Origin of the sequence: Pseudodesulfovibrio aespoeensis Aspo-2 (assembly GCF_000176915.2) — a bacterium.
Taxonomy (GTDB): domain Bacteria; phylum Desulfobacterota; class Desulfovibrionia; order Desulfovibrionales; family Desulfovibrionaceae; genus Pseudodesulfovibrio; species Pseudodesulfovibrio aespoeensis.
In genome coordinates this window covers 3,423,165-3,443,347 of the sequence record NC_014844.1, presented here as the reverse complement: position 1 = coordinate 3,443,347, position 20,183 = coordinate 3,423,165, and the positions used below count along the sequence as shown (strand labels likewise).

The following is a 20,183-nucleotide window of genomic DNA, read 5'->3' as shown; positions in this document are numbered from 1 at the left end:
TGTGCCTTCCCGGCCCCGCAGTGGTCAATGGCTACTTGTTGGGTGTGATCTCGTAACTGTTGTTGTCGCCGAACTTGATGGTCGCCTCAAGGTAGTAGACATCCTTGATCTCGGGGCGCAGGTCCTTGAGCAGGTAGTATGCCTCGCCCGAGCGCGCGCCCGTGGCACAGACAAAGACGATGGGCTTGTCCACGGGCATCTGGGCGGCCTGCTTCTCGACCATGTCCACGGTCATGTTGACCGCAGTGGGGAAGTGGCTGACGGCAAACTCCTCGCGGTCGCGCACGTCGATGAGCATGATGGATTCGGGCTTGTCCTTGAGGATGGCCTTGAACTGCTCAAGGTCGATGGCTCCCTCGGCCTCGCCCGCCTTGACGGCCACGCCGCCCGCGGAGCCATAGAGCTTCTGCCATGCGGGGTATCCGGCCTCGGCCACCAGGACGTTCTTGTAGCCCAGCGCGCGGGCCTTGATGGCCGACTTGTGGGAGAGCACGCAGTCATACCCGCCGCAGTAGTAGACCAGGGAGACCTCGTCCTTGCCCACGGGCAGCATGCCCCGCTTGTCCGCGAACTCCCGCTCAGGGATGGAGATGGAGGACGGGATGGACCCTTCCAGGAAGAGCTTGGCCGGGCGGGCGTCCACCAGGATGTACTTCTCGCCCTTGGTCATCATCTCCATGACCGTCTCCACCCCGATGGAATGGTAGGGGGCCTTCTTCTTCCAGTCCGGATACCCGGCAGCGTAGACATGGACGTTGGTGTAGCCCAGCGCCTCGGCCATGAAGGCCGCCTTGTGCGAGAGCGGGCAGTCGAACCCGCCGCAGTAGAAGATCAGCGTGGCCGCCTTGTTCGCGGGCAGCTGGTCGGTCATCTTCTCAAACTGGCTGGTGGGGATGGATACCGCCGTGGGGATGTATCCGGCCACAAAGGTGGGCTTGTAGGGCCGCGAGTCGATGATCATCACGTCCTTGGGCTTGGGCATCTTGGCATGCTTGGCCACAAAGGCGTAATCCACGATGGAATGGAATTCCTTGAACTTGGGCTTGGCGCCCTCCTCGGCCAGGGCCGGGGTGGCCGCTGCCAGGGCCAGGGCCAGCAGCATGGCTATCAGAATGCGTGTCTTGTGCATGGTACACTCCCTTCATTGATGTGTCGTTTGTCCGGCCCGCCAGCCCCTCGCTGTCGGGCGGGGCGTTTCCTTCCCTCATATCCGTTCCGGCGGCGTCACTCGCCGTCGTTCCTGATCTTTTCCCACCACAGCCGGTGGTGGTGCTTGGCGTAGCCGTCGGGCACCACGCCGGTGAACATGGACTTGAAGCCAGGGCGCTCCTCGGGCGAGATGGCCGCCATGTAGATGTGGACCAGCAGCCCGGCGAAGACCAGTCCCACGGCGATGAAGTGCAGGGTCACGGCCCAGCCGACCAGCCCGGTCGAGTCCGCGCCAAAGGTGCGGTCGGACAGGAGCATGATCACGCCGGTCGCAGCGATGACCACGCCGCCGACCACGCTGGCCTGGGCGAACGCCTTCTGACCCATGTTGTAGTAGCCCTGGTCGGGCAGCTCCGGGTCCATGCCCACTCCCTTGAGCGCCTTGGGGCCCAGGGTCATCAGAACCATCTTCCTGACCATCCAGGCCATGTCGCGGGCCGGGCTGACCGAGAATATTTCGGCCAGGAAGAACCTGGCTCCCTTGAAGTTGACAATCAGATAGAAGACAAAGCCGAGTATCCACAGCACCCCGATGCCCTCGTGGAGGGCAAGCAGGGCGGCTCCGCCGCCCACCAGCGAGCGCAGGGCCTGCGGGTATCCGGAGCCAAAGGGGTCGATGGCCGGGTTCTGGATCAGCCCCACGCCGGTGAGCAGGAGCAGCAGCCAGCAGGCCGCATTGAACCAATGGATGAAGATGTCGGAGCGGTCGTGCCGCTTGTGCGTCCTAGGCATCGGAATCCTCCTTGCCGCTGGAATGATCGGAATCCGAGGATTTGTCGCCACTCCCGACCAGCAGCTGGCGGCCGAGCATGACCAGCACGCCGAGGCCCGACAGGGCCACGATGCCCTTGATGAACGGGGCCGACTGCTTCATGGCTACCATGGAGGCGGGCACCACGGCCTCGCCGCCCCAGGCGCCGGGGCCGGGGTCGCCGAGGTAGAACATGTTGGGCTTGGTGTCGGTCAGGGCAGTCACCCTGGTCAGCCGGTCTTTGTTGGCCAGATAGAGCCGTCCGGCCTCGCTCTGGTGGTCGTTGATGTCGCCGAACACGCGCGCCTTGGTCGGGCAGGTGTCCACGCAGGCGGGCGAGAGCCCGGCGGCCCGACGCTCCGGACAGTAGTTGCACTTGTCCGCCTTGCGCTTCTGGGCGTTGCGGAACCGGGCGTGGTAGGGGCAGGCCGGGATGCAGTTGCCGCAGCCGATGCACAGCCCGTCGTCAATGACCACTTCGCCGGTTTCCGGGTCTTTGTAGGTGGCCCCGGTGGGGCAGGCGGCCACGCAGGTGGGGTTGTCGCAGTGCATGCACGCGCCGGGCTGGAAGCGTGTCTTGCTTGTGCCCGCGCCCGGAGAGGGCGAGGCGTCCTCATGCTTGATCCAGTTGCGCCACTGGCCCTCGGGCGTGTGGTTGGCCACCTTGCAGGAAGCCACGCAGGCCTTGCAGTCTATGCACTTGGCCGCGTCGATGACCATTGCCAGTTGCCGTGCCATCATGCCACCTTCCTTGTTACGGTCACAAATGTCTGGTGCAGGGCCGCGTTGCCGGTCACGGTGTCGTAGCGGCCATCGAGTATCTCGGCGATGCTCGCGCCGTTGCCGTGGGCCAGCTTCTGCTGGGTGGACAGGGTGTTGAACCCGGTCAGCATGTAGACCGTGTCCTCGCGGATCTTGTCCGTGACCTCGGCCCGCAGCGACTGGCGGCCCACCGCGCTCGACACCTCCACCAGATCATTGTCAGCGATGCCCAGCTGTGCGGCAGGGCCGGGGTTGATCCACAGGGTGTTGGTAGGCACGAATTCGTGCAGCAGGGCGTTGTTGGTGGTGGATCCCTGGGTGACCATGGCGTTGCGCCCGATGACCAGCCGGAACTGGTTCCTGGGCGGCTCAGTCGGCGGGGTGTAGCGGGGCAGGGGGTCGATGCCCATCTGCTCGTAGCGCTGGTTGTACAGCTCCACCTTCTGGGACAGGGTCTTGTAGACCATGCCTTCATAGATGCCGTAGACCTTGCTCGGATTGTAGTAGACGCCGTCGCGGTCCATGATCCCTTCGGCGCCGGGCAGCCCGGCCAGCTGCTTTTCGCGGAATTCCTCGATGGTGAAGTCAAAGTATTCGCCAAGGTCGAGCCGACCGGCGATGCCCTTGAGGATGTCGAAGATCGAGCGCGATTCGTAGAGCGGCTCGATGACCGGGTCGCGCTTGACCACGCAGGCGCAGGCGGACGAGCCCTGGAGGCCGGAGCAGGGGTCGATGCGCTCCAGATAGCTCTGGGAGGGCAGGACCAGGTCCGCGTACCAGGCCGTGTCGGACATGGCGATGTCCACCACGGTGACGAAATCCATCTTGTGCATCATCTCGATGGTCTTCTTGCGGTCCGGTGCGGTGGCCATGGGGTTGGTCTTGTAGATGAACCAGCCCCGGATGGGATACGGGTCGTCGGCCAGCACCGAGTCGCGCGTGACCATGAAGCTGCCCTCGTGCTCGAACATCATGGGCACCTTGCCCGCCTCGATGCGGTCCTCGTGGTTCTCGTCGTACCAGGGCGCGTCGTAGGGCACGCCCCGCAGCCCGACGGCACGGGCGGCCAGCAGTCCGCCGGGGCGGTCCCAGTTGCCCAGCAGCCCGTTGACGATGGCGAACGAGCGGCGGATCTGGGTGGAGTTCTCGTAGTCCGAGCTGCGGCGACCCGGATAGACCATGGAGGCCGGGGCTGCCGCGGCCAGCTCGCGGGCGATGCGGGCGATGTCCGAGGCCGGAACCCCGCACTCTGCGGCGGCGAATTCCGGGGTGTACTGTTTGACGTGCTCCATGAGCTGTTCCATGCCGTAGGTCTTCTCCGCGATCCACTGGGGGTCGTAAAGCCCCTCGCCGATGATGACGTGGGCCAGGGCGAGCATGAAGGCCATGTCCGTGCCGGGCTTGATGGGATACCACTCGTCGGACAGGGCCGCGGTCTTGGTGTAGCGCGGGTCGAGCGTCACCAGCTTGCAGCCGTGCTCGCGCATGGCGGTCATCAGGTCCATGGAGTCCGGGGTGACCAGCGCCTCGAAGCGGTTGGCCCCGGCCATGATCACGTACTTGGAGTGGAGCACGTCGGCAAAGGGTTCCTCGCCAAAGGTGTCGAGAAAGGCTCGGTTGCCCGAAACCAGACACAGGGATTCGTGGGAGGTGATGTTGAACGAGCCGTAGACCTCGGCCAGCCGCCCCACGAACAGGGAGTGCATGTCGGTCCCGGCTGAGAAGAGGTGGCCGCAGGGCAGGTACTTTTCGCGCACCTCGGCCATCTTCTGGGCGGCCATGTCCAGGGCCTCGTCCCACGGGATGCGCTGCCACTTGCCCTCGCCCCGCTCGCCCTTGCGCAGCAGGGGGTGCTTGAGCCGGTCCGGGTCATAGACGTGGCTGATGCCCGCATTGCCGCGCGCACACAACATGCCGCGCGACTTGAGAAACTTGGGGTTGGGATCGAGTTTGGCGACCACGCCGTTCTCGACGCGGGCGATCAGCCCGCACTTGTTGAAGCACATGTCGCAGACCGAGAACTTCGAGTCCCGGGCCGGAGCCATGGAAGGGGTCATGGTGGCTGCATGGGCCTTGCGCAGGCCGCCCAGCAGGGCCGGGCCGCCCACGGCGGCAGCCGCCATCAGGCCGGAGGCCTTGAAGAAGTCGCGGCGGGAGAGCGTGGTGGTGGAGTCCGGCATTGGGGATCTGCCTCCTGGCGTAGGGGTCGCGACAGCGACGCGGTTCGCCTTTTTTGGCTGCCGTCCCCGCCCCGGGGGGCGAGGCGGGGACGGCATGGCCGTTGTCAGCGCGCCGCACAAAAAGCGGCGTCGCGGGCGGGGTGTCTTAGCTGCACTTGGCCGGGGACGGAGAATCCTTGGCGTACTCGTACAGGTAGGTGTAGATGTCGTTGAGCTCTTCCTTGCTGATGGTCCAGCCGTCGCTGCACTTGATCTTGCCCATGTCGGCAAAGGTGGCCTTCCACTCGGCCTGGGTCCGGTCCGCCGGGCTCAGGTCCGCCGCGCTCTTCCCGTCGTGACAGGAGCGGCAGTTCTTGCGGTAGAGAAACTTGCCCTTGCGGCCATTGCCGTCGCCCAGGGCAAAGGCCATGGACACGGTCATCATAACGACCAGGGCGGACGCGACTATCGTCATTGCTGTGCGGTTCATATTCCCTCCAGTGATCAGGTTGTTCAACAAAATGCAGCCCCACCATCAAACACATACCACCCAGCCGGGCCGGGGCTATTATAACTTCGCCCGGAATGGTTTCCTTTGCTCAATACATACCCATACCGGGTATAGGTGTCAAGGGGGTTGGCAAATAAATCGACGCCGGAGGTATGATTTATAACCAGCCATAATAGAAAAGAAAACAGGCGCACATGAGCACGCCTGTCACGGAGGTCGTCAATTTTTTTGAGTCTTCGGTGATACCCCCTGGGGGGTATCGTTACCAGAGCCTGTCGGCAAAGGCCTTGGAAAAGCCCCTGGCCGCGATCAGCGCGGCGGTCCTGGCGATGTCGTAGGGGACGCGGCGCAGGGTCACGGTTCTGGCGTCGGTGTCGTGGAGCACGTATTTGGCGCGGTTGTCGCCGTCCCGGGGCTGGCCCACTGCACCCACGTTGATCAGGTGGCGCAGGCCCGGCTCAAGGGCAGTCTCGCCCGGCAACAGCGGCAACTTGCGGCTGGCCCCGACGCCAACCCCATGGGTGAAGCGCATCAGGTCGTGGGTGTGGCCCACAAAGCAGACAGCCTCGGGATACCGGGAAAAGACCGCATCCATGGCCGTCTCGTGTTTCCAGATGTATTCCGTGATCGAGTCGGGCGGGGTGCCGTGGACCATGCGGCAACCGTGGGCCACCAGGGCCTTGGGCCGCGAGACGAGCCAGTGATAGGTGGCCTCGTCGAGCATCTCGCGGGTGCGGCGCAGGGCGTCGGCAGCGGGCTGGTTGAAGTCCCGCAGGTAGTGGATGTTGATCAGCCCCTGCTCGTGGTTGCCCATGAGCGTTGTCACTTGGGCCTCGCGCAGCAGGTCGCAGCATTCCTGGGGCTGTGGGCCGTAGCCGATGGCGTCGCCCAGGCAGTAAGTCTCATCCGCGCCCTGCCCGGCGATGTCGTGCAGCACCTGGGTCAACGCCTCCAGATTGGCGTGGGGGTCGGACATGATGGCGAGGCGCGGCATGCACCCACGATATACGCATGCCCGGTTCAGGGCAACAGCCCGGCCCGCTGTACCACCTCCAGGCACATGTCGGCCCGGTTGAAGGGATAGAGGTGGACACCCGGCGCGCCCTGCTCCAGCAGCTCGGACAGTTGGGACGCGGCCTGGGCCACGCCATACCGGCGCACGCCCGCGTCGCCATCCTTGGCGTGGGCTGCCTCGATGTCGGCCAGCAGTGTGCCCGGCACGGGCGCGTCGCACAGCTCCATGACCCGCTTGATCTGGCCCAGGCTGCGGATGGGCAGGATGCTCGGGATGATCGGCTTGGTGCAGCCCATGGCAGCCAGCCGGTCCACCATGTCGAAATAGCGGCGGTTGTCGAAGAAGAGCTGGGTCACGGCAAAGCTCGCGCCCTGGTCGAGCTTGAAGCGCAGGAACCCGATGTCTTCGAGGATGGAGCGCGAATCCGGGTGGCCGTCCGGGTAGGCGGCCACGCCCACGGCCATGTCCGGGGCCAGCTGGCGCACCCTGGCCACCAGATCCGAGGCGTGGCGGAAGCCCTTGGACACAGGCTCCATGCCTGCCGGAAAATCGCCGCGCACGGCCAGCACGTTCCGGATGCCGCAGGTACGCAGCGCGTCCAACTGGCCGGGCAGGGCCGCGGGCGGCACATGCACACAGGTCAGGTGCGGCATGACCGTGAACCCGTGGTCCTCGGCCAGGTCGCGCGCCGTCTCCAGGGTGCCAACGGCCCCGCGCCCGCCCGCACCACAGGTCACGGCCGCGAACAGCGGCTTCATGCCCTTGAGGGCCTGCACCGCCTGGCCGAACCCGGCCAGCTCCGCCTCGCGGCGCGGCGGCAGCAGCTCGATGGAGACAAACGGCCTGGACAGGGAACCGATCAGATCGGGAATACGCACGACGCCCTCCTTGGGTGGCAATAAATCACTAAATCCTCATATACGGATATATTGATGTATGGCTACAGCGTCCTCGGCCAAGTGTCAAGAGACAAGCCGGGCCAGAAACCGGGAGAAGGATGGCGAAGGGGTACGGGCTCGGCGTGCGCCCTGTGCGGGCCAGATGGGCGGCTGTGTTTTTAGAGATCGGCCACGAAAAAAGCCGCTCGTGGGGAGCGGCCTGATGAAGGTGGCATGCAGTATGGCGGCTCAGCGCATGGCGTAGCGTTCGATCTTGCCCTTGTAGGCCATCACGCCGTCCACCACGCCCCTGGCCAGATATTCCAGGTAGGGGTCGGACTTGAGCAGCTTGGCCTCGTTCTTGTTGGTGATGTAGCCGATCTCCACGAGGATGGACGGCATCTTGGCACCCATGAGCACGTAGAAGGGGGCCTCGCGCACGCCGTTGCTTTTGACCTGCCACTTGCGGCGCACATGGGCCAGGGTGTTGTCCTGCACGTCCGTGGCCAGATCGCGGCTTTCCTTGATCTTGGAGTTGACCATCAGGTCCGTGAGGATGAACTGGAGGTCGGAGATGGCGCGCGGGTCCACGGCGTTTTCCCGGGCCGCGATGCGCACCGCATCGTTGGTCTTGGCCAGGTTGAGGCTGTAGGTCTCGATGCCGCTGACCTTGGCGCTGTGGTTGGCGTTGCAGTGGATGGAGAGGAAGAGGTCCGCCTTCTTGACGTTGGCCATGGCCGTGCGCTGTTCAAGGGGGATGAAAATGTCCGTGGTCCGGGTGTAATGCACGGCAAAGCCCTTTTCCTCCAGCATCTTGCCGAGGATGAAGGAAAAGCGCAGGTTGATGTCCTTTTCCTTGAGGCCGTTGGCCACGGCTCCGGGGTCCTTGCCGCCGTGGCCGGGGTCGATCATGATGGTCCTGACCGTGAGCCCGAGCTGCTCCAGCAGGTCGCCGACCATCTGCTTGCTGCCGCTCGGCGTGCGATAGGATATCTTGGTGGTGCCCTTTTTGGCCTGGGCCTTTTGCACCGCCCTGGCCGCCTTGGCCTCGGCCTGGGCCTGGGCCGCTTCCGGATCGGGCGAGTAGACATCGACGACAATGCGGAAGGGATTGTCCAGGGGAAAGACCTTGTATTCCTGCATGGACAGGAAATCGAGAACCACGCGGGTAGTGTCCTTGTCGTACTGGCCGGTGCGGATGGAGCGCAGGATGCCGTCGGAGACCGTGGTGGCCGCAGTCACATCGTGGCCCAGCCGCGAGTTCTGGAGGTCTATGTAGAGCCGGTGGGGCCGCCCCACTTCGGGGTTGGGGTCGAGCACCTGATAGCGGTAGGTGACCCGGCTGTCGAGTTCGAGCACCACGCGGGTGTATTCGTCGCTGGAGCGGTAGCGGACCATGTCGAGGTGGGCGAGGCCGGACGGGTCGCTGGGTACGATGCGCTTGTCCCCGTCGGCGTCGACGACGGTTTCCGGCTTGGCCGGCTGGGGCGTTTCCGCCACCCGGCGGGCCACCTCGTCCAGGGATTTCTGCACCGACTTGCCAGACATCTTGGCCACGGCCTTGTCATATCCGCCGAGCTTGCGCAGGGCGGCATCGGCCTTGGCGTACATGTCCGAGCGCGGGTATTCCACCAGTATCCTGGCCAGATCGAGGCGCGCGGCCTCGGTCTCCTTGAGCCGTCGGGCATTGATGTCGGCGCGGCGGTACAGGCAGTCGTCGGCCCATCCGTGGCGGGGATAGCGGCTGACCACCCGGCCAAAGTAATCTATGGCGCGGCGAAAGTCGGCACCGGAGCCGCTTTGCACCCCAAGCTCCTCGTGGACGCGGCCTATGTAGTAGAGGGCCTTGGGTGCGTTCGGCCCGTCAGGGTCTGCCCGCAGGCATTGGCTGAACCGCTGCTCCACCTTTTCCCAGTTGGCCCGGTACTTGGCCTTGCGCGGATCCTTGATCAGGGTGTGGAACTCGGCATGGCCCAGGGTGAACAGGGACGAGGCCGAAGCGGCCACGCCCGAAGACGGCCACGCCAAAATCGCGGCCAGCACCAGCAGTGCGGGCAAAAGGAAAAGAGTGTGTCTGCCAAAACGCGGTATCATAAGTCCTGACCGTGGCGGCGGTATCTGTCCACCCGCAGCGTGCACGTTTCTGAATGCGCTGAAGGGGCTTGGGAACCACAGTGTTTTGGTAGTTTTCAGAAAAATCTAAAAAAAGTCCAGAGAAGAATGCGGTTTCTGTGGAAAAAACGGCATCGTGCCGGTCGCCGGTTGCCCACCCACACCCGGCGCAGCGTGGACATGGTGCCAGTCGTTGGTCTCCTGGATTGCCGTAACCGTCTGAAATCCCGGTGGGATGAAGAGGCTTTCGCGCTTCCGGAAGGGTCAGGCCAGGCCAGTCGCCAGCCAGCGCGCCCAGTCGCTGCGGCCATTGGCCTGCGCCAGTCGGGCAGCGCGCTCCCAGTCGTAAGGCACAGCCGTTAGCAGCACGTCCCAGCCTGAGGGCGAGGGCGACAGCAGAGCGTACCGGGCGTGTGGCGAGCCCGAGGCCATGGCGTGGGGCGGTGCATCGTCGTCGTAGGCGGGCAGGCCGACGCTGCCGGGATTGACCACCGTGATCCGCCCGCACACTGCCATGCCCTGGTGGTGGCTGTGTCCGGCCAGGACCAGGGTGCAGCCGGGCGGGACAAGGGTCAGGTCGGTCTCGATGGCTACCCTGTCGCGCTGCACCGGCCTTCCGGTGGCCACGTCCTCCAGCAGGTAGGCGGTGTCGCTGGCGGGCGTGCCGTGGCACAGGAAGATGCTCCTGTCCGTGACCCGCGTGGTGGCCGTGACCAGCGTGGCCGGGAGCGCGGCCAGCCAGGCCAGCCCCTCGCCGCCCAGTGCCTCACGCGCGGCCCGGAAGGCGGGCATCCCGGCCATGGGCCCGTCCGGGTCGAGCAGGATGCGGTCCTGGTTGCCGAGCACGGCCTCCATGGGCATGGCCCGCAGCATCCGCCATGTTTCGGCAGGGTCGAGCGGGCCGTAGAAGGTGTCGCCCAGGTTGACGAACCGGACCGCGCCGCGTTGCCTCGCGTCCAGCAGCACCGCTGCCAGGGCGTCGGCATTGCCGTGGATATCGGCCAGCACGGCCAGGGGGTATTGTCCGCTTTCAGGCATGCTCATGATTGCATTGTCGGAAAAAAACGGCCCGGGCGCAAGTCCTGCGGCAGGGCTTTACTCGCGGTCATCAAAGATATAAAGGAAGCGTGGCGGCGCATCCGTTTCGCCAAGCCTTGCATCCAACGCCACGAGGAGACGCCTTGGCCCGTTCCACCAACCTGCATTATCTCGGGAATGCCCACCTGCTCAAGCGCAGCATCGGCTATTTCGCCCCCTACAAGGGGCGGGTGGTTTTCGCCGTCATCGCCATGCTCCTCTACGCGCCCATCGCCCCGGCCCTGGCCTGGCTGACCAAATACGTCACCGACGACGTGTTGGTGGCCAAAGACTTGAGCGTGCTCAAAATGTGCATCTTCGGCTTTGTCATCCTGATCGTTCTCAAGGGCGTGTTCCAGTTCGTCCAGACATACATCATGAACGCCACCGGCATCCTGGTGCTCAAAGACATGCGCCGCGACCTGTTCAACAAGATCGTGCGCCTGCCCATGCCGTTTTTCGCCGAGAGCGAGATAGGCATGCTCATGAGCCGGATCATCAACGACGTGGTGGCCGTGCGCCAGAGCCTGCCGAGCATCATCATGTTCGTGCGCCAGATATTCACCCTCATCGGCCTGATCGGCACGGTCATCTATCTCGACGCCTCCCTGGCCTTCTGGAGTCTGGTGGTCATGCCCCTGGCCCTGTACCCCATCGTCTTTTTCGGAAAAAAGGTGCGCAAGTACGGGCGCAAGATCCAGGCCGAACTGTCCGGGGTCAACGTCATCCTTGAAGAGGGGTTCTCGGGCATCAAGGTGATCAAGGCCTTTGCCAACGAGGTGCGCGAGGGGCTGCGCTTCAACGTGGAAAACGAAAAACTGACCAAGATCGTCATCCGGCAGATTTTCTACAACGAGAGCTCGTCACGGGTCATGGATTTAGTGGCTGCCGGGGCCGGGGCCACGGTTCTATGGGTCGGCGGCAGCCGCGTGGTGGAGGGCATCATCACCCCTGGCGACCTGACCGCCTTCCTGCTCTGTCTGGTCCAGCTCTACGAGCCGATCAAGAAGATCAACATGTCCAACCACCAGATCCAGGCCGGTCTGGCCGGCGCGGAGCGGGTCTTCGACATCTTCGACTCCCCGGAGATTCAGGTCGAGGACGAGGGGGACGTCGTCTTTGACGGCACCTTTGACGAGTTGCGGCTCGAGGATATCCACTTTTCCTACCCCGGCACAGCGTCGCCCGCCATCAACGGGGTGTCCCTGACCATCAAGGCCGGGCAGCGCGTGGCCATCGTCGGCCCCAGCGGCTCGGGCAAGACCACGCTGGTCAACCTCATCCCCCGCTTCTACGACCCCCAGCAGGGGCGCATCCTGCTCAACGGGACGCCCCTTGGCGACTACACCCTGAACAGCCTGCGCCGGGGCCTTGGGCTCGTCTCCCAGGACACCTTTCTCTTCAACCTGTCCATGCGCGAGAACATCGCCTATGCCCGCGACGAGTATGCGATGGAAGAGGTGGAGTGCGCGGCCCGCAGCGCCTATGCCCATGACTTCATCATGGCCATGCCCCAAGGCTATGACACCGTGGTGGGCGAGGGCGGGGTCAAGATCTCCGGCGGCCAGAAGCAGCGGCTGACCATTGCCCGGGCCATCATGAAGAATCCCTCCCTGCTCATCCTCGACGAAGCCACCAGCGCGCTGGACACCGAATCCGAGCGGGTGGTCCAGGACGCGTTGGAAAACCTGATGCAGGGCCGCACCTCCCTGGTCATCGCGCACCGGCTGTCCACCATTTTCACCGCCGATGTCATCGTGGTCATGGAACAGGGCAAAGTCGTTGCCACGGGCTCCCACAAGGATCTGCTCGCATCCTGCCCGCTCTATAACCGTCTCTACCAGATGCAGTTCGACGACTCCATCCGGTAGGCCCTGCCGCGCGCCTGTGAGCGCCTGGACCAAACATGGCCCTGCATATCGTCAACATATCCGACATGAAGCTCTCGGCGGACCGGGAGGACGTCATTGTCACCTATTCCCTGGGCTCCTGCCTTGGCGTCACGGTCTACGACCCCAAGGCCGGCATAGGCGCGATGGTCCATTGCCTGCTCCCCCACGCCGGGGCGGCCAGGGACAAGGCGCGCGCCAACCCCTACATGTTCGTCAACACCGGGGTGGCCATGATGGTCCGCAAGCTCATGGACCGGGGGGCCGAGAAGCGGCGCATCATCTTCAAGGCCGCCGGGGGAGCAAACATGCGCGGTGACAACCTCTTCAACACCGGGGCGCGCAACTTCGAAGCCCTGGACAAGCTGCTCGACCGCAACTCTGTCACCCTGTCCGCCTCCAATGTCGGCGGCACCATTCCCCGAACCATGTTTTTGCATCTGGATACGGGCCGTGTTGTGGTCCGTTCCCTGGGAGAGGAGAAAGACATATGACCAGACGCGAAGAGATTCTGTCCACAGTCTCGCGGGTCGTCGCCATCCCCTGCTGCGCCACCAAGGCGGCGGCAATGCTGTGCGACCCGGACGCGGACATGGCGGAACTGGCCCTGATCATCGAGCATGATCCCGGCCTGACAGCAAACCTGCTCAAGATCGTCAACGCCTCCTTCTTCGGCGGCGGCAAGCCCATGCTCACGGCCCGCGAGGCCATCCGCCGTCTGGGCACCCTGCAGGTGCTCCAGTTCATCATCTCCACGGGCGTGGCCCCCTCCTTTGTGCACAGGATCGACGGCTACGATTTGGCGCCGAGCATGCACCTGCAACATTCGGTGGCCGTGGCCATGGCGGCCAGGGAGCTGGGCCGGGTGCTCGGCCTGGACGCTCCGGAGCACACCTTCACCGCCGGGCTGCTCTCGGGCATCGGCAAGATCCTGCTGGGCACCTATGTAAAAATTAATGCCAAACCCATCCTGGCCCTGGCCATGGAGCAAGGGCTGAGCTTCGACCAGGCCGAGGACGCCGTGCTCGGCATCAACCACGCCGAGTTGGGCGGCATCCTGCTCCAGTCCTGGGGATTGCCTCTTGATATCACCGAGGTCGTCTGCCACCACCTGCGGCCCGACGAATCTCCGGAGCCGGGCGTGGTCCTCGATCTGGTCCACATCGGCAATGCCCTGGCCAAGATGATCGGCGTGGGGCTCGGCGTGGACGGTCTCAACTACGTCCCGTCCGCAGCCGTCATCCAGCGCCTCGGGCTGACGGCGGAGATAGTGGACAGGGTCAGCGCCAATGTCGTGGTCGAACTGCGCACGGTCTGGAGCCTGTTCCTTGAGTGCGCCGAGGATGCCTGCCCCGTGTGAATGTAAAAGACCGGGAAGGCGGACACCCTCCCGGTCTTGGCAACCTGACTGTCGGTCGGACTATTGCGGCCTGTAGGCCTTGATGATGACCACCGGCTTGACGGGCACGTTCTCGTGCGGGGCCAGGGTGGCGGTCTCCACCTGGCTGATCTCCTCGACCACGTCCATCCCCCTGATCACCCTGCCAAAGGCGCAGTAGCCTTCCTTGATGATGACCTTGTCCGGATCAATGCGGTCCGGGATCGTCTTGTAGTCAAAGGAGGGGTTGTCCTTGATGTTGATGAAGAACTGGGCCGTGGCCGAGTCCGGGGCATTGCCGCGGGCCATGGCAATGGTGCCCTTCTGGTTGACCATGGCCTTGATCGCCTCGTTGGCGATGGGCGGGTGGGTCTGTTTCATGCGCATGCCCATCTCGAAGCCGCCGCCCTGGATGATGTTGTAGGGGATGGGGTTGTGCCCGGCCACGTTGTTGCGCTTGAAGTCCTTGTCCGTGACCACGCGGTGGAAGAGGGTGCCGTCGTAGAAGCCCTCGTCCACATAGCGCAGGAAATTCTTGACCGTCTCCGGGGCCTCGCCCGGGTAGAGCATGACCATGAACCGCCCCATGCTCGTGTCAAAGACCACCACCGGGTTGGGGCCTCCACCCTGGGCCCAGGCCGTGCCCCAGGGCAGGCCGAGCAGACAGGTCAGGAGCAGTGTGCCGATAAAAATCTCGATTTTTCTCATGGGTAATCACCTTTTTCTTGTCTTTTGAAAGCAGAGCCTACCCAAAACCGCCCGTCAAATCAACGGTCCGGCCTGTCGAGAATGGCAAGCAGGAGTTCCCTGGCCCCTCCCTCGTCCAGGGCATGGCCGGTCCACAGCTGGAACTGGGCCAGCCCCTGGTGCAGGAACATCTCCAGACCCGACACGGTCCGGCACCCGGCGGCCCCGGCCTCGCGCAGGAAACGGGTGCGCAGGGGGTTGTAGACGATGTCGTAGGCGATCATGCCCGGCTCGAACCGGTCCGCGTCCCACGGGGTGGCCTGTGCCAGATCGCCGGACATGCCAAGGGGCGTGGTGTTGCAGACGATGCCCGCGCCCTGGTCCATGCGCGCCTCCCAGGCCACGGCGCGCACCGAAAGCTCGCTGGCGATTGCGCGCGCCTTGTCCGGCGTGCGGTTGGCGATCCTGATGTCCGGGACGCCGAGCTCCCGGAATCCGATAACCGCGGCCCTGGCCGCGCCGCCCGCGCCCAGGACCAGGGCCGATCCGGGCAGCTGGCCCAGCTGCCTGAGCGGGGCCACGAGGCCGGTCACGTCAGTGTTCTCGCCGCAGAGCTGATCGCCGTCCCAGTACAGGGTGTTGACCGCGCCCACGGTCCTGGCGCGGTCGGTCAGCCGGTCCAGAAGCGGCATGACCGCCCGCTTGTGGGGGATGGTCACGCTTGCGCCCATGATCGGCTCGGTTCGCACGCGGCGGATGAAGTCGGCCACGCCTTCCGGCTCCAGGGGCCATGCCTTGTACACGGCGTCGAGGCCGATCTGGCCGAACCCCCAGTTGTGCAGGGTCGGGCTCATGGTGTGGCCCAGGGGCCAGCCGATGATGCCGTATCGGGCGGTCACGGTCGCGTCTCCCGGCTCACAGGGATGCGGCCTGTTCCAGGCTGCCGATGGTGGTCGAGGTCCATGCCTCGGTCATGTCCTTGAGATTGGGCGCGAGCAGCTTGGTCAGGACGTTCTTGGGGCCGACCTCGGCAAAGTGGCGCACCCCGGCCAGCCACATGGTTTGGATGGTCTGGATCCAGAGGACCGAGGATGTCATCTGCCGCTGCATGACCAGGGCGATGCCTGCCGGGTCCGGCTCGGGCAGGGCCGTGGCGTTGTGGTGAACCAGAAAGGTCGGGCTTTTCCAGGTCAGTCCGGCCAGAAAGGCGGCGAACTCGTCGGCGGCCTCGCGGATGAGCGGGCTGTGGAACGCGCCGGACACGGCCAAGGGGATGGCCCGTCCCTTGGCCTCTTTGACCAGCGCGGCCGCGGCCTCCAGCGGCTCGCGCTCGCCGCTGATGACGAACTGGCCGGGCGAATTGTAGTTGGCGATGCGCAGCTCCCGGCCCGTGTCGCTGGCGGCCTGGTCCACGATCCGCTCCACCTCGGTCTGGTCGAGCTTGACCACGGCGGCCATGCCGTGGCCCTCGCCCCCGGCCTCGGCCATGAGCCTGCCGCGCAGGCAGACGGCCCGGATGGCGTCGCGTCCGTCCAGCGCGCCGCTGGCAGCCAGGGCCGCGAATTCGCCCAGGCTGTGCCCGGCTGCGGCCACCGGGGTCAGCCGGTCCCTGGCGGCCAGCCACAGGGAGAGGTTGACCACGGTCAGGGCCGGTTGCAGGGCGCGGGTGTCGGCCATGTCGCCACTGCCGCCGTCCCAGTAGATTTCACGCAGTGGAAGCCCGGACTCCCGCTCGGCAAAAAGCCACAGGTCCATGGCCTCGTCGCGGCTCTCGGCCACATCGCGGCCCATGCCCTGCTCCTGGGAGCCCTGCCCCGGAAAAAGTATCGCTGTCCTGTTCATTGTCGTCTCCTTGTGGTGGACGAGGGTGACCCGCATGCCCAACTGGCTGGGTCGACCGGATCATCCGCTGGCAACCGGGATATCCCGGCCAGGCAAGACGCGTCAAGGCGGGCCTGTTCCAGAAAGCGGTGTGACGCTGTGGGTTGACAGTAAAAATCACAACGGGGTAGGAGATGGGGATGGATACACCTTTGAAAATCAAGACAATCCAGCGTGCCCGCAGGACGCAACGGCGACAGCCATGAAAGTGTTGATTCTCGGCGGCGGCGGACATGCCTCTGTTGTGGCCGACATTCTTGCGGCGTGCGCGGGCGTGTCCGTCCTCGGCTATATCGCCCCGGAACCCCCGCCGGGTCAGGTCGATCTTGTGGGTTTGCCCCGCTTGGGGGATGAAGCCGCCATCGCGACCATCGCGCATGACGGGGTGGTGGTGGCCATCGGCGACAACCGGGTGCGCATGGAGGTGGCCGAGAGGCTGACAGCCCAGGGCGAGACCCTGGTGTCGGCCATCCATCCCTCGGCGGTCATTGCGCCGGGTGTGGCCATGGGGCCGGGCTGCATGGTCTGTGCGGGCGTGGTGGTCAATCCGGGCGCGACCATCGGGCGCAACACCATTCTCAACACCGGCTGCACCGTGGACCACCACTGCGTGCTGGGCGATCACGTGCACATCGCGCCGGGCGTGAACCTGGCGGGCGGGGTGACCGTGGGCAATGGCGCGTTCATCGGCATTGGCGCGTGCGTCATTCCGGGCGTGACCTTGGGCCAGTGGGTCGTGGTGGGTGCCGGAGCCGCGGTCATCCGCGACGTGGGCGCAGGCAGATCCGTGGTCGGCGTTCCGGCCCGCGAAAGAACCTAGCAGGACACTATGGCGACCAACGACAGAATATATCTCTCCCCGCCCCACATGGGCGGTTCGGAACTCGGTTTCGTGCATCAGGCGTTCGAGTCCAACTTCATCGCGCCCCTGGGGCCGCAGCTGGCCGAGTTCGAGGCCGGGTGCTCCAGGCTGACCGGCCATGCCCATTGTGTGGCCGTGTCCAGCGGCACGGCGGCCATCCATCTGGGGCTGCGCCTGCTCGGGGTCGGCCCAGGCGACGTGGTGGTGGCCTCCACCCTGACCTTCATCGGCTCCATCTCCCCGGCCACCTTCCTGGGCGCTGACCTCCATTTCGTGGACTGCGACGCGGCCACCTGGACCATGGACCCGGCCCTGCTGGCCGATGCCGTGGCCGCCATCCGGGCGCAGGGGCGCCGCGTGGCCGCCGTGGTCCCCACCGATCTCTACGGCCAGTGCGCGGACTATGACGCCCTTTTGGCCGTGTGTGATCCGCTCGACGTGCCGCTGTTCGTGGACGCCGCCGAGTCCGTGGGCGCCACCTACAAGGGACGCCACGCCGGATGTCGGGGGGTTGCCTCGGCCTATTCTTTCAACGGCAACAAGATCATCACCACGGGCGGCGGCGGGCTGCTGTCCAGCGACGACAAGGCGTTCATAACCGAGGCCCGCCGGCTCTCGCAGCAGGCGCGCGATCCGGCCCCGCACTATGAGCACACCACCATCGGCTACAACTACCGCATGAGCAACGTGGCCGCGGCCATCGGCCTGGGCCAGCTCGCCATGCTCGAAACCTTCGTGGCCCGGCGCAGGGGTATCTTCGACTGGTACCGCGAGGCGCTCTCGCATCTGCCGGGCGTCTCGTTCATGCCAGAGGCCGCCTATGGCCAGGGCAACCGCTGGCTGACCGTGATGCTCCTGGACGAGGCCGCGTTCGGGGCCGCGCCCGAGGACGTGCGGCTGGCCCTGGAGGCGGAGAACATCGAGTCGCGCCCGGTCTGGAAGCCCATGCATCTGCAACCCGTGTTCAGGGATGTCCCGTGCACCGGCGGCCAGGTGAGCGAGGATCTGTTCCTGCGCGGCCTGTGCCTGCCTTCGGGCACGGCCCTGACCGAGGCGGACCTGACGCGCGTGGCCCGTGTTATTTCGGGCATGGCAGGCAGGGAGCGGAAGCGATGAGGCTGAACCTGCCCAATTTTCGCAACTTCAACTTTTACGCCATGCTCCTGGCGGACCTGGCCATCTTTGCCCTGGCCCTGCATCTGGCCTATCTTTTCCGTTTCGATTTCGAGGTGCCGCGACCCTTTTCGGCCCAGTACGTGGGGCTGCTCAAGTACGTGCTGGTCTTCAAGGGCGCGCTCTTTCTCCTTTTCGGGCTGTATCGCGGCATGTGGCGCTATACCAGCCTCGACGACTACTGGAAGCTGCTGCGGGTCACGGCCCTCCAGAGCCTGATCCTCGTATCTTTCGTGGGCTTCCGCTTCTCCTTCATCGGCGTGCCGCGCTCCATCTTTGTCATCGACTGGGTGCTGACCCTGGTCCTGTGCAGCGGCCTGCGGCTCACGATCCGCGCCTTCTACACCCGGACCGTGGTCCTGACCGGTTCCGCGCCGGGCAGGAGGAACGTGCTCATGGTCGGCGCTGGCGCGTCTGCCGAAAAGATCAGCCGCGAACTGACGGCCAACCCGGCCCATTACAACCTCGTGGGCTTCCTGGACGACGACCCCGGCCTCAAAGGGCGGACCATCCACGGCAGGCCCGTGCTCGGCCAAGTGGAGGTCATGGGCACCGTGGCGGATCGGCTTGGGGTGGACGAAATCTTCATCGCCGTGTCCGAGGCCTCTGGCGAAGAGATGCGGCGCATGGTGGACATCTGCAAGGATACGGGCGTGCCCTACAAGATCCTGCCCGCCATGACCGAGATCATCGACGGCAAGGTGGGCATCAAGACCCTGCGTGACATCGATTATCTCGACCTGCTGGGCCGCTCGCCCGTGAGCCTCGACACCGAGCGCATCGAGCAGTACCTGACCGGCCAGACCGTGCTGGTCACCGGGTGCGGCGGGTCCATCGGCTCAGAGCTGTGCCGCCAGATCGTGCGCTTTCGTCCGCGTCACCTCGTGCTGGTCGACGCCGGGGAGTTCAATCTCTACGAGATCGAGATGGAGCTGCGCAACAGCCTGGGCTTTGCCGACTGCACCACCGTGCTCGGCTCGGTGGCGGACAGGCCGCTCATGGACCGCACCTTCCAGACCCACAGGCCGTCCACGGTCTTCCACGCTGCGGCCTACAAGCACGTGCCCATGCTGGAGCGCAACCCGTGGCAGGCCGTGCGCAACAACATCGAGGGCTCGCGCGCGGTAATGCGGGCCGCCGTGACCGCCGGGGTGGAGCGGTTCGTGGTCGTGTCCACGGACAAGGCGGTGCGGCCCACCAATGTCATGGGCGCGAGCAAGCGCGTGACCGAGCTGCTGATGCAGTCCATGTCCGGCCAGGGCACCCGGTTCATGGCCGTGCGTTTTGGCAACGTGGTCGGCTCCAGCGGCTCGGTGGTCCCGCTGTTTCGGCGGCAGATAGCGGCGGGCGGACCGGTCACCGTGACCCATCCGGACGTGACCCGCTACTTCATGAGCATTTCAGAGGCCACCCAGCTCATTCTTCAGGCGGGCAGCATGGGCGAGGCCGGGACCGGCGGCGAGGTGTTTGTCCTCGACATGGGCGTGCCGGTGCGCATCGCGGACATGGCCCACGACCTTATCCGCCTCTCTGGCAAGGAACCGGGCGTGGATGTGGAGATCGTGTTCACCGGCCTGCGCGAGGGGGAGAAACTCTTTGAGGAGCTGATCACCGAGGGCGAGGGCATCGTGCGCACCGAGCACCGCAAGATCCTGGTGGTGGGCAGCGACACCCCGGTCCGTGTCGAGGACCTGGACCGTGAGATAGCGGCCCTGTCGCGCGCAGCGGACGCCCACGACGGCCAGGCCATCCGCGCCAGCCTCAAGCGGCTCGTGCCGGAATACACCCCTGAGGGTAACTAGCTTATTTTATGTGATAAATTCTAACATTGTCACGACG

Annotated in this window: 18 protein-coding genes; 6 read left to right on the top strand and 12 right to left on the bottom strand. The window is 65.2% G+C overall.

Features of this window, described 5'->3' with window-relative positions:
* Nucleotides 1-31: 31 nt before the first annotated feature.
* The 9 genes from DAES_RS15940 to DAES_RS15900 form a co-directional block, all read right to left on the bottom strand.
* Nucleotides 32-1,129 (bottom strand): rhodanese-like domain-containing protein, encoded by a 1,098-nt coding sequence (locus tag DAES_RS15940; protein ID WP_013516075.1) that lies wholly within the window; start codon nucleotides 1,127-1,129, stop codon nucleotides 32-34.
* A gap of 95 nt (nucleotides 1,130-1,224) precedes the next feature.
* Nucleotides 1,225-1,941 carry a formate dehydrogenase subunit gamma gene (locus DAES_RS15935; RefSeq protein WP_013516074.1) on the bottom strand — a complete coding sequence of 239 codons (717 nt, stop codon included), beginning with the start codon at nucleotides 1,939-1,941 and terminating at the stop codon, nucleotides 1,225-1,227.
* Nucleotides 1,934-2,698, bottom strand: a complete 765-nt coding sequence (locus tag DAES_RS15930) for a 4Fe-4S dicluster domain-containing protein (RefSeq protein WP_013516073.1) — start codon at nucleotides 2,696-2,698, stop codon at nucleotides 1,934-1,936. Before DAES_RS15930 ends, DAES_RS15935 begins: the two co-directional genes overlap by 8 nt.
* Nucleotides 2,698-4,902 carry a molybdopterin-dependent oxidoreductase gene (locus tag DAES_RS15925; RefSeq protein ID WP_013516072.1) on the bottom strand — a complete coding sequence of 735 codons (2,205 nt, stop codon included), beginning with the start codon at nucleotides 4,900-4,902 and terminating at the stop codon, nucleotides 2,698-2,700. Before DAES_RS15925 ends, DAES_RS15930 begins: the two co-directional genes overlap by 1 nt.
* A 145-nt stretch (nucleotides 4,903-5,047) precedes the next feature.
* Nucleotides 5,048-5,371 (bottom strand): c-type cytochrome, encoded by a 324-nt coding sequence (locus tag DAES_RS15920; protein ID WP_013516071.1) that lies wholly within the window; start codon nucleotides 5,369-5,371, stop codon nucleotides 5,048-5,050.
* A gap of 283 nt (nucleotides 5,372-5,654) precedes the next feature.
* The gene (locus DAES_RS15915) at nucleotides 5,655-6,386 is read right to left on the bottom strand and encodes a metallophosphoesterase family protein (protein WP_013516069.1); all 732 of its coding nucleotides are present in this window, start codon (nucleotides 6,384-6,386) and stop codon (nucleotides 5,655-5,657) included.
* Nucleotides 6,387-6,412: 26 nt separating this feature from the next.
* Nucleotides 6,413-7,285 carry a methylenetetrahydrofolate reductase gene (locus DAES_RS15910; RefSeq protein WP_013516068.1) on the bottom strand — a complete coding sequence of 291 codons (873 nt, stop codon included), beginning with the start codon at nucleotides 7,283-7,285 and terminating at the stop codon, nucleotides 6,413-6,415.
* A 249-nt stretch (nucleotides 7,286-7,534) separates the two neighbouring features.
* On the bottom strand, nucleotides 7,535-9,379 hold the full coding sequence (locus DAES_RS15905; protein WP_013516067.1) for an N-acetylmuramoyl-L-alanine amidase: 1,845 nt from the start codon (nucleotides 9,377-9,379) through the stop codon (nucleotides 7,535-7,537).
* 282 nt (nucleotides 9,380-9,661) lie between these two features.
* A complete protein-coding gene (locus DAES_RS15900) occupies nucleotides 9,662-10,441 on the bottom strand; it encodes a metallophosphoesterase family protein (protein ID WP_013516066.1) in 780 nt (259 codons plus the stop codon).
* A gap of 137 nt (nucleotides 10,442-10,578) precedes the next feature.
* Here DAES_RS15900 and DAES_RS15895 point away from each other — a divergent pair, with 137 nt between their 5' ends.
* Genes DAES_RS15895 through DAES_RS15885 form a run of 3 tightly spaced genes read left to right on the top strand, consistent with a single transcriptional unit; the run spans nucleotide 10,579 to nucleotide 13,723 of the window.
* Nucleotides 10,579-12,345 carry an ABC transporter ATP-binding protein gene (locus DAES_RS15895; RefSeq protein WP_013516065.1) on the top strand — a complete coding sequence of 589 codons (1,767 nt, stop codon included), beginning with the start codon at nucleotides 10,579-10,581 and terminating at the stop codon, nucleotides 12,343-12,345.
* Between the two features lie 35 nt (nucleotides 12,346-12,380).
* Nucleotides 12,381-12,857: a chemotaxis protein CheD gene (locus tag DAES_RS15890; protein ID WP_013516064.1), complete on the top strand. Its 477-nt coding sequence runs from the start codon at nucleotides 12,381-12,383 to the stop codon at nucleotides 12,855-12,857.
* Complete coding sequence (locus DAES_RS15885; RefSeq protein WP_013516063.1) at nucleotides 12,854-13,723, top strand: HDOD domain-containing protein; 870 nt, start codon at nucleotides 12,854-12,856, stop codon at nucleotides 13,721-13,723. Before DAES_RS15890 ends, DAES_RS15885 begins: the two co-directional genes overlap by 4 nt.
* Before the next feature lie 60 nt (nucleotides 13,724-13,783).
* On the opposite strand, the gene DAES_RS15880 is transcribed toward DAES_RS15885, so the two are convergent.
* From DAES_RS15880 to DAES_RS15870, 3 genes are read right to left on the bottom strand one after another with little or no spacing between them, the layout of a single operon-like run.
* On the bottom strand, nucleotides 13,784-14,449 hold the full coding sequence (locus tag DAES_RS15880; RefSeq protein ID WP_013516062.1) for a peptidylprolyl isomerase: 666 nt from the start codon (nucleotides 14,447-14,449) through the stop codon (nucleotides 13,784-13,786).
* A 59-nt stretch (nucleotides 14,450-14,508) separates the two neighbouring features.
* Nucleotides 14,509-15,327, bottom strand: a complete 819-nt coding sequence (gene aroE, locus DAES_RS15875; protein WP_013516061.1) for a shikimate dehydrogenase — start codon at nucleotides 15,325-15,327, stop codon at nucleotides 14,509-14,511.
* A gap of 16 nt (nucleotides 15,328-15,343) precedes the next feature.
* Nucleotides 15,344-16,270, bottom strand: a complete 927-nt coding sequence (locus tag DAES_RS15870) for an ACP S-malonyltransferase (protein WP_013516060.1) — start codon at nucleotides 16,268-16,270, stop codon at nucleotides 15,344-15,346.
* Between the two features lie 241 nt (nucleotides 16,271-16,511).
* On the opposite strand from DAES_RS15870, the gene DAES_RS15865 reads away from it, so the two are divergent.
* The 3 genes from DAES_RS15865 to DAES_RS15855 are packed head-to-tail and all read left to right on the top strand — an operon-like array spanning nucleotide 16,512 to nucleotide 20,146.
* Nucleotides 16,512-17,129: an acetyltransferase gene (locus DAES_RS15865; protein ID WP_013516059.1), complete on the top strand. Its 618-nt coding sequence runs from the start codon at nucleotides 16,512-16,514 to the stop codon at nucleotides 17,127-17,129.
* Between the two features lie 9 nt (nucleotides 17,130-17,138).
* Complete coding sequence (locus DAES_RS15860) at nucleotides 17,139-18,287, top strand: DegT/DnrJ/EryC1/StrS family aminotransferase (protein WP_013516058.1); 1,149 nt, start codon at nucleotides 17,139-17,141, stop codon at nucleotides 18,285-18,287.
* Nucleotides 18,284-20,146, top strand: a complete 1,863-nt coding sequence (locus tag DAES_RS15855) for a polysaccharide biosynthesis protein (RefSeq protein WP_013516057.1) — start codon at nucleotides 18,284-18,286, stop codon at nucleotides 20,144-20,146. The genes DAES_RS15860 and DAES_RS15855 overlap by 4 nt, the downstream gene beginning before the upstream one ends.
* Nucleotides 20,147-20,183 lie beyond the last annotated feature (37 nt).